This window comes from Streptomyces sp. NPDC055140 (assembly GCF_053607285.1).
Window position 1 is genome coordinate 61,231 of record NZ_JBSGTG010000035.1, and the last position, 11,532, is coordinate 72,762.

Below are 11,532 nucleotides of genomic sequence, written 5' to 3' on the forward strand. Positions count from 1 at the left end.
ATGCGGGCCGCTCGGCTGATGCGGGTCGCTCGGCTGACGCGGGTCGCTCGGCCGGCTCGGGGCCCGGGGATGACTCGGGCCCCTCGGCCGGCTCAGGCCGTGAAGCGGCCGGTCCGTTTGATCTCCGGGTAGTCGGTCGTCGCGCCGTCCAGGCCGAGCGCCCGCACCAGGCGCAGATCGTCCTGGGTGTTGACGACCCAGCCGATGATCCGCAGGTCCGCCTTGCGGGCCCGCTCGACGATCTCCTGCGTCAGGCGCCGGATGTTGAGGACGAGGGACGTGGCCCCGACGGCGGTGGCACGCTCCACCACGTCGGTGCCGTAGCGGCTGGCCACCAGCGCCGTACGGACGCCCGGCACCAGCCGGGCGATCTCGGCGATGGCCGCGTCGTGGAACGAGATCACCTCGACGCGGCTCACCAGATCCCGGCGCAGCATGACGTCGGCGAGGGCGCGCGCCGCGGCGACGTCCTTGATCTCGGCCTGGAGCGGCTTGGAGACGGCGTCGAGCACCTCCTCGAAGACCGGCACCCGCTCGCCGCGCCCCGCGTCCAGGGCGCGCAGCTCGGCGAGGGTCTTGTCGGCGATGGGGCCCCGGCCGTCCGTCGTGCGGTCGACGTCGGCGTCGTGCATGACGACGAGGGCGCCGTCCTTGCTCAGATGCAGATCGAGTTCGATGAGGTCGAGGCCCGCGCCCTGCGCGGCGACGAAGGACCGGAGGGTGTTCTCGGGTTCGACACCCATGACTCCGCGATGCCCGATGGTGAGGAAGTTCAAGATCGTCTCGCTTCCGTCGACGGCGGCTCGGCACCCGCGCGAGGTCACGGACGGGCTCGCCCGCGCGGCACGGCCGAAGCCTAACGGCCCGTCTCCACGATGGGACCGGTCCGACGCGAGGGAGTGGAGTGGTCCGCTCTGGTTACGGTGATTCCTAGGACCAGTCCAGTGATGACGGCGGCGACCAGGACGGCACGGATGCTCACGGTCGGGGCTCCAGACGGGCTGAGGGACAGGGGAAGGACGGGGACCGGTCCGTCCTACCGCCATTGGCAGCCTGCCGCGGGAAGCATCACCCCTGGGTGGGCGAGTTCCCCGGAGGTTGACCGGGCACCGCGTCCAGGTCGTCCAGCATGGCCTCGGCCAGTTCGACTTCGGCCGCGAGCCGCCGTTCGCTCCAGCGCAGCGCGATCTGCGGATGGGCCCACGCCTCGACCCCGTCGGTCCGCCCGAGCGCGTCCCTGACCTCCTTCAGCTCGCCCTTCGTGCGGGCCACGTGTTCCGTCACGAGGCCCCGCAGGTGCTCCGGCGCGGCGAGATGCCCGAGCCAGACGCGCAGGAGTACGGGGTGCTTGAGCACGGGCGCGCCGAGGCCCTGCCCGCCCCCGGCCCACACCGCGAGCGCCCCGCGCCCCTCCTCGGTGATCGCGTACGTCCGCTTGGCCCGCGGTTCCTCGGCTCCGGAGTGCAGCGACGTGACGTAGCCCAGTGATTCGAGGCGGCGCAGTTCGGCGTAGATCTGGCTGATGGCGGGCGACCAGTAGAAGAACCGCAGGGAGGCGTCGGCCCACTTCTTCAGCTCGTATCCGGTCCGTTCCCCGGGGAAGGACAGCAGCCCGAGGACGGCCCAGGCGGTCGGTGGCAGGTCGTCAGCCATGCGCCGCATTGAAGTGACCGGGAGCCGGTCACCGCAAGCCCCCGGCGCCGTCCTTGTCGCCGAATCTCGTCCCCGGTCTTGCCGCCGCATCATCTGACGGTTAGTCATATACCTAACCGGAATAGTGCGTGTGGCTCAACTCGCTGGAGGCAACGTGGAATTCTCCGTCATCTTCGAGGCGCAGCTCGCCGACCCCACCGTCGAACACGAACACCAGGTCATCCATGACTGCGTGGAACAGGCGGTCCTCGCCGAGGAGATGGGCTTCGACCGGATCTGGGCCGTCGAGCACCACTCCCTCAAGTGGTACGCGCACATGTCGGCCCCGGAGATCTTCCTGACCTGGGTCGCCGCCCGCACCAGCACCATCCGGATCGGGCATGGCGTCGTCTGTATGCCCTTCAACTTCAACCATCCGGTGCGGGTCGCCGAGCGGGCCGCCATGCTCGACCTGCTCTCCGGGGGCCGCCTCGACCTCGGGGCCGGCCGGGGCGGCACCAAGCAGGAGACCTCCCTGTGCGGAGTCGACAAGGACCGCACGACGCAAGAGGTCGAGGAGGCGCTGCGGATCATCGGGAAGGCATGGGAGAAGGACGAGCTCGAACACCACGGGGAGCTCCTCGACATCGACCCGCACCCCGTCCTGCCCCGCCCGAAACAGACGCCCCACCCGCCCCTCTTCCTCGCGTGCAGCCGGACCGAGACGCTCACCCAGGCCGCCGAACTCGGCATCGGCGCCCTGGTGATGGGCTTCGCGGGCCCCGAGTCCATCGCCGGCATGCGGTGCGCCTACGACGACGCGATCGCCGCCCGAACTCCCGACCGCTTCGTGTCCGGCGTCGTCAACGACCACTTCTCCGTCCTGTGCCCGACCATCGTCCTGGACGACCGGGAGACGGCCCGGAACATCGGCATCCGCGGGCAGCGGTTCTTCGCGCAGTCCATCGGGCACTGGTACGGCGGCGCGGGTGTCCCCGACGAGGCGGTGGTGGAGGGCGCCGACGAGGCGGCCGACATGCGCAGGGCCGCGGAACAGGTCGTGGCCCGCCTCCACGAACACCGGATCCCGGTTCGCCCCACCGCCACGGCCACCTTCAACGCCGACCACGCCTACGGCACCGCCGACGACGCCATCGCCTATGTCGAGCGCCTGCGCGACGCGGGCGCCGACGAGATCATGTGCCTCGTCCAGATGGGGACCGTTCCCCAGGAGGCCTGTCTGGAGACGCTGCGGCAGTGGGGCGAGAAGGTCATCCCGCACTTCCGCGCCCAGGAGCAGCAAGCGGTTTCCGCATGAGCCCCGCGCCCGAGGACCGCCTCGCACCCGACGTCCGCGCCCTGGTCGACGCGATGACCGCGTTCTTCCCCGACCTCGGCGGCGCCGTCACCGACGCCGCCGAGGCCCGCCGCATACTGGCCGCGGCGCCCGCGTCGCCGCTTCCGCCGCCGGTCGTCGGCTCGGTCGAGGACCGCGACATCCCCGGCCCGGCCGGAGCGCCCCGGATCCCCGTACGCATCTACCGCCCGGACCCCGACGACGCGCCGGGCCCGCGCCCGACCGTCGTCTTCCTCCATGGCGGGGGGTGGGCGATCTGCGGCTTGGACAGCCATGACTCCACCGCCCGCGGGCTGTGCCGCGAGGCGGGGGCCGTGGTCGTCTCCGTCGACTACCGCCTGGCCCCGGAGTCGCCGTTCCCGGCCGCCGTCGACGACGCGTACGCGGCACTGTGCTGGGCGGCCGATCATCACGCCGCGCTGGGCGGCGACGCGGACGCCCTCGTCGTGGCGGGCGACAGCGCGGGCGGCAACCTCGCGGCCGTCGTCTGCCTTCTGGCCCGGGACCGGGGCGGCCCGCACATCGCGCTCCAGGCCCTCGTCTATCCGGCCACCGACGCCCATCAGTCGACGGAGTCGTTCGCGCGGAACGCCGACCGCTATTTCCTGACGGCCGCGCACTGCCGCTGGTTCGTCGAGCAGTACCTCGGCCCGGACGGCGACCGGTCCCACCCGCACGTCTCGCCGCTCCTCGCCGACCTCGCCTCGCTGCCGCCCGCCCACATCGTGACCGCGGGCTGCGACCCGCTGTGCGACGAGGGGCTCGCGTACGCGACGGCCCTGCGGGAGGTGGGCGTGGAGGTCACCGAGAGCCACTTCCCGGGGATGTTCCACGGCTTCTTCGGCTTCCCCGAGCTGCTCGGCGACGCCCGTACTGCCGTGGCGGATGTGGCGAAGGCCATCGTTTCAACCGTGTCGGGCAGGAAAAACGACGGTGAACCAGGGGGTCACGCAGGATAACTTCCTCCCGGCTCCCCTTGTGGTGGAGAACCTCGCCCGTTTACGGTGTCTGTACGCGAGGTTCTCCCGTGGAGGATGGGTAATGACGGAAATTCTTGTGCAGTCGGGCGTGGAGGGGAAGGTTCCTCCGGAGAAGGTCGGGGGAAGCCCCGAAAGCAGGGTGGTGGAACACCCGGCGTGGCCCCTGCTCAAGGCCGCCGTGGAAGAGGTCCGGCCCTGGCAGCAGAAGGACGGCTCCATCGACTTCGCCGCCGACGGCGCCCCGTCCAAGGCCGTCGCCGAGCTGACGCTCGACCGCGCGATATCCGCCGTCGAGCAGCTCTCCCCGCTGCTGCCGCACGACGCCGCGTACCACTCGGCGCTCGTCGCCGACCTGCGCCGCTGGGCGGAGGAGGGCTTCCAGGTCCCCGACTTCCTCGACTCGCTGCTGGCCTTCCAGCCCGCCGCGCACCGCGAGGACGGACTGCAGCACCTGGTCGTCTTCCCGATGTACACGCAGAACGGCAACCCGGACCGCAATCTGGAGGCAGTCGTCCTGCGCATGGTGTGGCCCGAGTGGCTCGCCGAGCTGGAGGCGACGCGCTACGACAACCCGCTGTTCTGCGGGATCACGTTCGAGGACTTCACCGCCGGCTACGACACCAACTCGGCCGTGCTCTTCCCGGAGACCATCGCCGTGCGCGAGGCTCCCGAGCGCTTCTCCTGGGGCGGCATCTTCTGCGACCGCGAGGCGGCCCGCTTTCGCGCCGTCACCGAGGCGTCCGTCGGCATCCTCGGGCTCGAGCTCCCCGAGGACATCCGCGAGATGGTCTCCGACCAGGACCGCTGCCAGCAGGCCTTCGTACTGTGGGACATGGTGCACGACCGCACCCACAGCCACGGCGACCTTCCGTTCGACCCGTTCATGATCAAGCAGCGCCAGCCGTTCTGGATGTACGGCCTCGAAGAGCTGCGCTGCGACCTCACCGCCTTCAAGGAGGCCGTGAAGCTGGAGGCCGACGGCTTCCCGCAGGGCCGCGACGTGCAGTACGCCGTCCTCTTCGACCGCATGTTCCGCTTCCCGGTCACCGGCGAGCGCGTGCGCAACTACGACGGACTCGGCGGCCAGCTCCTCTTCGCGTACCTGCACAAGCACGACGTGGTGCGCTGGACCGACAACAAGCTCCAGATCGACTGGGAGCGCGCCCCGCAGGTCACCAACCAGCTGTGCGCCGAGATCGAGAAGCTGTACCGCGACGGCATCGACCGCCCGAAGCTGGTGCACTGGTTCGCCGCGTACGACCTGGTGTCCCAGTACCTGGCCCCGCACCCCGGCTCCCGCTGGGCCAAGGGCCCCGACGCCCTCGACCTGAGCCTGCCGCCGCGCAAGCTCGTCGACGACGTGCTTCCGGACGAGTTTCCCCTGAGCATGTTCTATGAGGCACTGTCCAAGAAGCTGAAGAACGTGATCGCCTCCACCAAGGGGATCACCGCTGCGGGCGCCGAGCAGGCCGCCGCGTGAGCGCTCGCGACGAGGAGGCGACAGCCATGGCCGAAGGAAACGGGAACGGCACGCTGGACGGAGCGGTCATCGCGGTCGCGGGCGCGGGGGGACCCGCGGGCCGCGCGACCCTGCAGCGCCTCGCCGAGGCGGGCGCGACGGTCGTCGGAGCGGACGCGGACGCCGCACGCCTGGCGGAGGCCGTGGACGCGGCGCGCTATGCGCACGGCGGCGCCACCGTCATCGGCGACACCGTCGACCTGCTCGACCTGCACGCGACCCGCGCCTGGGCGGACCACGTGGAGAAGGACTTCGGGCGCGTCGACGGCGTGGTCCACCTCGTCGGCGGCTGGCGCGGCAGTGCCTCCTTCGCCGAGACCGACCTCGCCGACTGGGAGCTGCTCGAGAAGCTCCTGATCCGCACGGTCCAGCACACCTCCCTCGCGTTCCACGACGCCCTGCTGCGCAGCGACCGTGGACGCTTCCTGCTGATCAGCGCCGCGGGCGCCAGCAAGCCGACCGCGGGCAACGCGGCGTACGCGGCCTCGAAGGCCGCCGCCGAGGCCTGGACGCTCGCCCTCGGTGACGCCTTCCGCAAGGCGGGGGGTGACGCGGGCCCGCAGCAGGCGGCTGCGATCCTGGTGGTGAAGGCGCTGGTGCACGACGCGATGCGCGCCGAGCGACCCAACGCGAAGTTCGCGGGCTTCACGGACGTCACGGACCTGGCGGATGCCATCGCCGGCGTCTGGGACCGGCCCGCCAAGGAATTGAACGGGACCCGTCTGTGGCTGACCGAGAAGCCGTGAATCCGCCCAAGACCGACGCCCGCAGGCATCACGACCCGGACGTCCGCGGCTTCGCGAGCGACAACTACGCGGGCGCGCACCCGGAGATCCTCGCCGCCCTCGCCCTCGCCAACGGCGGTCACCAGATCGCGTACGGCGAGGACGACTACACGGCGAACCTCCAGCAGATCATCCGCGCCCACTTCGGCCCCACGGCCGAGGCGTTTCCGGTCTTCAACGGCACCGGTGCCAACGTCGTCGCGCTCCAGGCGGTCACCGACCGCTGGGGCGCGGTGATCTGTGCCGAGTCCGCGCACATCAACGTGGACGAGGGCGGGGCCCCGGAGCGCATGGGCGGCCTCAAGCTGCTCACCGTGCCGACCCCGGACGGCAAGCTCACGCCCGAGCTCATCGACCGGCAGGCCTTCGGCTGGGACGACGAGCACCGCGCGATGCCGCAGGTCGTCTCGATCACGCAGAACACCGAACTGGGCACGCTCTACACGCCCGACGAGATCCGCGCGATCTGCGACCACGCTCACGAGCGCGGCATGAAGGTGCACCTCGACGGCTCCCGCATAGCCAATGCGGCCGCCTCCCTCGACGTGCCGATGCGCACGTTCACGAACGCGGTCGGCGTCGACATCCTGTCGCTGGGCGGCACGAAGAACGGCGCCCTGTTCGGCGAGGCCGTCGTCGTCCTCAACCAGGACGCCGTCAGCCACATGAAGCATCTGCGCAAGCTGTCGATGCAGCTCGCCTCCAAGATGCGCTTCGTATCGGTGCAGTTGGAGGCCCTGCTCGCCAAGGACCTGTGGCTGCGCAACGCGCGGCACGCCAACGAGATGGCCCAGCGCCTCGCCGAGGGGGTCCGCGCCGTGCACGGCGTGGAGATCCTCTATCCGGTGCAGGCCAACGCCGTCTTCGCACGGCTGCCGCACGACGTCAGCGAGCGCCTCCAGAAGCGCTACCGGTTCTACTTCTGGAACGAGGCGGCCGGCGACGTCCGCTGGATGTGCGCCTTCGACACCCGCGAGGAGGACGTCGACGGTTTCGTCGCCGCCCTCAAGGAGGAAATGGCCCGCTAGGCGGCCGCCCCTCCGGACTCACCTGACTCCCGCACGCTGCATAGATATGCGATCGACCGTAAAGTCATTGACGCGCGGTCGGTCGCATTTCTATGCTCCCGGTCCATGCGGCTGATCCAGAAGAACCTTGACCTGTCCGCCTATTTGGCGGCCGACGAGGCCATCGACCATCACCACCCGCTGGTACGGAAGACTGCCGAGCGCCTCGCCTCCCAGGCCTCCGACTCATATTCATACGCGCAGGTCGCCTACGAGTTCGTGCGTGACACCATTCCGCACTCCGCCGACAGCGGGGATCTCCGCGTCACCTGGCGCGCCTCGGACGTCCTGGAGCAGGGCACGGGCATCTGTCACGCCAAGTCCCACGCGCTGGCCGCGCTCCTGCGTGCCGAGGACATCCCTGCCGCGCTCTGCTATCAGAGGCTGACGCATGACGCCGGGGCCGGGCACGTGCTGCACGGCATGGTCGCCGTGCGCTTCCACGGGGCCTGGCATCGGCAGGACTGCCGCGGGAACAAGCCCGGGGTCGACGCCCAGTTCTCCCTCGACGGCGAGCGGCTGGCCTTCGCAGTGGACGTGAAGTCCAATGAGGTGGACTATCCGGTACTCTTTGATGTACCGAACCCGGCCGTTCTGCGCGCCCTGCGAGACGCCCCCGACCGGCCGTACCTGTGGGAACACCTCCCCGACGCACTCTGAAACAGCAAGCGCACCCCGAACAGCAAGGCGGACGATGACCCTCCATCTCACCGTGTCCGACGAGGTACGGAGCCTCGCACCCCAGTTCCGGCACGTCGCCATCGAGGCGTACGGGCTGGTCAACGGCCCGAGCGGGGAAGGGCCTTCGGCCCTTCTCGATGACGCCGCACGCCGCCTCGCCGCACGCCTCGACGGACGCGCCCCGCACGAGGACCCGCACATGGTGGCCTGGCGCGCCGCCTACACGGCCTTCGGCGCCAAGCCCTCCCGCACCCGCAACTCCGCGGAGGCACTGGCCAAGAGAGCCCTCGCGGACGGCGGACTGCCGCGGATCAACACCCTGGTCGACGTCTACAACGCGATCAGCGTGGCCCATCTGATCCCGGTCGGCGGCGAGGACCTGGACCACATCAAGGGAGGGATGCGCCTCGTCAGGGCCACCGGCGAAGAGGGCTTCGCCACCGTGGCCGGGGGAGCGGAACTCGTGGAACACCCCGATGCGGGCGAGGTCGTCTGGTGCGACGACGACGGCGTGACCTGCCGCCGCTGGAACTGGCGCCAGGGCACGCGCACGCGCCTCACCGAGGAATCGGTCAACGCGCTCTTCCTGCTGGAGGCGATGGGGCCGCACTGCGACGTGGCGGCCGCCGGCACCGAACTCGCCGAACTCCTGGAGAAGTTCAGCCCCGGCGCGCGGATCACCGTCCACGCGCCGGAGTAGACGCACCGCGGCGGGCCCGCGGCACGTCTGCAGTACCGATTCAGCTCGCCTCGGCGGCCTTCACCTCTGCCGCGGTGGGCGCGGTGCCGCCGAGGTGAGCGGGCATCCACCAGGTGTCGTCCGGACCCTTGGGGCGTACGGGGTACGCGCGCTGCGCCGCTTCGAGGAGCTCCTGCACACGCTCGCGCAGTCGCCGCGTGATCGCACCGGCGAACTGGTCGCGCGGGGCCTCCATCGGCTCGCCGACCCGGATCGTGATCGGGATGTGCTGACGCTTGAAGTTCTTCGGGTGGCCCTTCGTCCACACGCGCTGGGTACCCCACAGCGCCATGGGGATCAGCGGCACACCGGCCTCCTGGGCCAGGCGCGCGGCGCCCGACTTGAAGCTCTTCAGCGTGAACGACTGCGAGATCGTCGCCTCGGGGAACACCCCGATGACCTCACCGGAGCGCAGCGAGTCGAGGGCGTGCGCATACGCGTCCTCGCCCTGCTTCCGGTCCACGGGGATGTGCTTCATGCTGCGCATCAGCGGACCGGAGATCCTGTGCCGGAAGACCGACTCCTTCGCCATGAAGCGCACCAGGCGCTTCTGCGGCAGCGCTGCGAGACCGTCGAAGATGAAGTCCAGGTAGCTGATGTGATTGCTGACCAGGACCGCGCCGCCGGAGCGCGGGATGTTCTCCGCACCCTTGACGTCGATCTTCAGATCGAGCGCCTTGAACATCGTGCGGGCCGCGCCGATGACCGGACGGTAGACGAGCTCTGCCATGGAGGGGGAGGACCCTTCATCTCTGCCTGGGGAGGGGGCTCCCGGCGGGAAGTTACGCAGCCGTAGGTTTTGTGGCTTGCGCAGATCGTGCCCCATCAACGGCTGAGTAGCCAGTCCTGGTTCCGGCAGGGCGCGAGATCCTCGTCACTCCCACGCGCTCCCCGCAACCCGTTGATCAGCCAAATCGTGCCGCGCCACGCCGCAGGAGCAGGTACATCTCGCACCCCAGGCAGTAGCCGAACACCGAGTTGAGGAACGCCGCCGCCAGTGCGCAGGCCGTCGCCCCGAGCCCCAGCCAGCCCGGCCCCCACACCAGACCCACCAGACCCGCCAACGCGAAGACGAGTCCGACGACCTGCGCGAACCGCGGCGGCTGCGGAGCCTCGAACTCCGTGGGCGGCCCGAGCCGCGGCCGCACCGCCGTACGGAAGAGCCACGCATAGGGAGAACGCCCCACCCCGCCCGCCGCGCCGAGCGCGAAACACAGCGTCTGCCACGCCAGGAGCCAGGCGCTGCCCGTGACGAGCACCAGGGCCAGTACGACCGTCGTGACCGCGGCGCCGAACCGCGGCCCTCTCACATCGATGTCCATGAACCCAGCATTCCGCAACGGCGCGCTACGCGGACCCGGGGAATCTTTGCGATCTCGTGAATGCTGCACTGGAACGATGACCGGACTTGTGGTGTGTGTGGCCGTGCTCGCCGTGGCGAGCGCCTTCGGGCTGATGCAACGGTGGCGGAGCGGGAGGATGAAGGTGCGGCAGGGCGAAGCGGCTCTCGGAGCGGCGCAGTTGGGCGAGGAGCTGGGGGAGCGGGCCACGCTCGTGCAGTTCTCCAGCGCCTTCTGCGCCCCGTGCCGGGCCACCCGGCGCGTGCTCGGCGAAGTGGCCGAAATGGTTCCCGGTGTGGCCCACGTGGAGATCGACGCCGAGGACCGGCTCGACCTCGTACGGGAATTCGGCATCCTCAAGACGCCCACCGTGCTCGTCCTCGACGCGGCCGGACACATCGTGCGCCGCGCCTCCGGCCAGCCGCGCAAGGCCGACGTCATCGCCGCGCTCGGGGAGGCGGTCTGACGGGTGGTGACTTCGTGGTGACGCTTCTCCCAGATGGCGGGACGCACTTGACTGCACGCACCACCTATCGTCAGCCTGACTGTATGCCCACGGAACTCCTTCTCTTCGAGCGTGTCCATGTGGACCTCGCCCGCTGCGCGAGTGCGCGCTGTCCCGGCTCCTGAGCAGCCACGGATCCCGCTCGCACCCCTCCGGCAGAAGGACAACTCCATGACGGCCACGCCCGATCTCCGCACCGCCACGACCGCATCGCCCGACCTGCTGCGCTCGGTCTTCCGGCAGCACGCGGCCGGAGTCGCGGTGATCACCGCCCGGGGCGCCGCACCCGTGGGCTTCACCGCCACCTCCCTGACGTCGGTGTCGGCCGAACCTCCCGTCATCTCGTTCGGCATCGGCCTGGGCGCCTCCAGTTGGCCCGTCGTCTCCGAAGCCGAACACATCGGCGTGCACATACTCGGCGAGCACCAGCAGGATCTGGCCGCCACGTTCGCGAAGAGCGGCGCCGACCGCTTCGGGGAGCCCACGCGTTGGTACGAGGGCCCGGAGGGCGTGCCCGTACTCGACGGCGTCCTGGCCTGGTTGGTGTGCCGGGTGATCGCGCGCGTGCCCGCCGGAGACCACCGCATCGTGCTCGCCGAGGCCGTCGTCGGGGACCCCGCGGGGACCGGCCGGCCGCTCGTCTACCACCAGGGCCGCTTCAACGGTCTGCGCGACTAGGATCACAGTTCAAAGCGCTTGCTTAGCGGGCAGATGCTGGGTGTACTGACGAGTAATATTTCGTTCGGGGCGCGGGCCGCCCCGACCGGGAGAGTCCGCTTCGGACGCCTATGCTGCCTGCAGGGAGCAAGGCCGCCCAGTAAAGACGATTGCAGTAGGAGAGCCGGCGTGAGCTTGAGGATCGTTGTCACCGTGAAGTATGTGCCGGATGCGACGGGGGACCGGCATTTCGCTGATGACCTGACGGTG

Annotated in this window: 13 protein-coding genes and 1 pseudogene; 10 read left to right on the forward strand and 4 right to left on the reverse strand. The window is 70.2% G+C overall.

Annotated elements, in window-relative coordinates; genetic code table 11:
* Positions 1-92 precede the first annotated feature (92 nt).
* The gene (locus tag ACWFR4_RS40865; protein WP_453466698.1) at positions 93-776 is read right to left on the reverse strand and encodes a glycerophosphodiester phosphodiesterase; all 684 of its coding nucleotides are present in this window, start codon (positions 774-776) and stop codon (positions 93-95) included.
* Between the two features lie 292 nt (positions 777-1,068).
* A complete protein-coding gene (locus ACWFR4_RS40870; protein ID WP_453466700.1) occupies positions 1,069-1,653 on the reverse strand; it encodes a PadR family transcriptional regulator in 585 nt (194 codons plus the stop codon).
* A gap of 154 nt (positions 1,654-1,807) precedes the next feature.
* Here ACWFR4_RS40870 and ACWFR4_RS40875 point away from each other — a divergent pair, with 154 nt between their 5' ends.
* The 7 genes from ACWFR4_RS40875 to ACWFR4_RS40905 all read left to right on the forward strand — a co-directional run bounded on the left by ACWFR4_RS40875 (position 1,808) and on the right by ACWFR4_RS40905 (position 8,721).
* Positions 1,808-2,950, forward strand: a complete 1,143-nt coding sequence (locus ACWFR4_RS40875) for an LLM class flavin-dependent oxidoreductase (protein ID WP_453466702.1) — start codon at positions 1,808-1,810, stop codon at positions 2,948-2,950.
* The gene (locus ACWFR4_RS40880) at positions 2,947-3,948 is read left to right on the forward strand and encodes an alpha/beta hydrolase (RefSeq protein WP_453466704.1); all 1,002 of its coding nucleotides are present in this window, start codon (positions 2,947-2,949) and stop codon (positions 3,946-3,948) included. The genes ACWFR4_RS40875 and ACWFR4_RS40880 overlap by 4 nt, the downstream gene beginning before the upstream one ends.
* Positions 3,949-4,030: 82 nt before the next feature.
* A complete protein-coding gene (locus tag ACWFR4_RS40885; RefSeq protein WP_382713455.1) occupies positions 4,031-5,449 on the forward strand; it encodes a DUF6421 family protein in 1,419 nt (472 codons plus the stop codon).
* Positions 5,450-5,475: 26 nt separating this feature from the next.
* Positions 5,476-6,234: an SDR family NAD(P)-dependent oxidoreductase gene (locus tag ACWFR4_RS40890; RefSeq protein WP_453466706.1), complete on the forward strand. Its 759-nt coding sequence runs from the start codon at positions 5,476-5,478 to the stop codon at positions 6,232-6,234.
* Positions 6,231-7,301 (forward strand): threonine aldolase family protein, encoded by a 1,071-nt coding sequence (locus tag ACWFR4_RS40895; RefSeq protein ID WP_326716188.1) that lies wholly within the window; start codon positions 6,231-6,233, stop codon positions 7,299-7,301. Before ACWFR4_RS40890 ends, ACWFR4_RS40895 begins: the two co-directional genes overlap by 4 nt.
* A 105-nt stretch (positions 7,302-7,406) precedes the next feature.
* Positions 7,407-8,000 (forward strand): transglutaminase-like domain-containing protein, encoded by a 594-nt coding sequence (locus tag ACWFR4_RS40900; RefSeq protein ID WP_453656644.1) that lies wholly within the window; start codon positions 7,407-7,409, stop codon positions 7,998-8,000.
* A gap of 34 nt (positions 8,001-8,034) precedes the next feature.
* Entirely contained in the window at positions 8,035-8,721 is a 687-nt protein-coding gene (locus tag ACWFR4_RS40905; RefSeq protein ID WP_453656645.1) for a B3/B4 domain-containing protein, read from the forward strand.
* Between the two features lie 40 nt (positions 8,722-8,761).
* On the opposite strand, the gene ACWFR4_RS40910 is transcribed toward ACWFR4_RS40905, so the two are convergent.
* A complete protein-coding gene (locus tag ACWFR4_RS40910; protein WP_453466712.1) occupies positions 8,762-9,490 on the reverse strand; it encodes a lysophospholipid acyltransferase family protein in 729 nt (242 codons plus the stop codon).
* A gap of 175 nt (positions 9,491-9,665) precedes the next feature.
* Positions 9,666-10,082 carry a DUF4395 domain-containing protein gene (locus ACWFR4_RS40915; protein ID WP_453466714.1) on the reverse strand — a complete coding sequence of 139 codons (417 nt, stop codon included), beginning with the start codon at positions 10,080-10,082 and terminating at the stop codon, positions 9,666-9,668.
* Positions 10,083-10,158: 76 nt separating this feature from the next.
* Here ACWFR4_RS40915 and ACWFR4_RS40920 point away from each other — a divergent pair, with 76 nt between their 5' ends.
* From ACWFR4_RS40920 to ACWFR4_RS40930, 3 genes and pseudogenes are all read left to right on the forward strand, one after another.
* Positions 10,159-10,566 (forward strand): TlpA family protein disulfide reductase, encoded by a 408-nt coding sequence (locus tag ACWFR4_RS40920; RefSeq protein ID WP_453466716.1) that lies wholly within the window; start codon positions 10,159-10,161, stop codon positions 10,564-10,566.
* Between the two features lie 210 nt (positions 10,567-10,776).
* Positions 10,777-11,283 carry a flavin reductase family protein gene (locus ACWFR4_RS40925; protein ID WP_405483234.1) on the forward strand — a complete coding sequence of 169 codons (507 nt, stop codon included), beginning with the start codon at positions 10,777-10,779 and terminating at the stop codon, positions 11,281-11,283.
* 168 nt (positions 11,284-11,451) lie between these two features.
* Positions 11,452-11,532, forward strand: a pseudogene (locus ACWFR4_RS40930) (electron transfer flavoprotein subunit beta); the annotation flags it as partial.

Coding starts and splice junctions, on each gene's coding strand:
- ACWFR4_RS40870 (WP_453466700.1), bottom strand. CDS start 1,653: ATGGCTGACGACCTGCCACCGACCGCCTGGGCCGTCCTCGGGCTGCTG.
- ACWFR4_RS40880 (WP_453466704.1), top strand. CDS start 2,947: ATGAGCCCCGCGCCCGAGGACCGCCTCGCACCCGACGTCCGCGCCCTG.
- ACWFR4_RS40885 (WP_382713455.1), top strand. CDS start 4,031: ATGACGGAAATTCTTGTGCAGTCGGGCGTGGAGGGGAAGGTTCCTCCG.
- ACWFR4_RS40890 (WP_453466706.1), top strand. CDS start 5,476: ATGGCCGAAGGAAACGGGAACGGCACGCTGGACGGAGCGGTCATCGCG.
- ACWFR4_RS40900 (WP_453656644.1), top strand. CDS start 7,407: ATGCGGCTGATCCAGAAGAACCTTGACCTGTCCGCCTATTTGGCGGCC.
- ACWFR4_RS40905 (WP_453656645.1), top strand. CDS start 8,035: ATGACCCTCCATCTCACCGTGTCCGACGAGGTACGGAGCCTCGCACCC.
- ACWFR4_RS40910 (WP_453466712.1), bottom strand. CDS start 9,490: ATGGCAGAGCTCGTCTACCGTCCGGTCATCGGCGCGGCCCGCACGATG.
- ACWFR4_RS40915 (WP_453466714.1), bottom strand. CDS start 10,082: ATGGACATCGATGTGAGAGGGCCGCGGTTCGGCGCCGCGGTCACGACG.
- ACWFR4_RS40920 (WP_453466716.1), top strand. CDS start 10,159: ATGACCGGACTTGTGGTGTGTGTGGCCGTGCTCGCCGTGGCGAGCGCC.
- ACWFR4_RS40925 (WP_405483234.1), top strand. CDS start 10,777: ATGACGGCCACGCCCGATCTCCGCACCGCCACGACCGCATCGCCCGAC.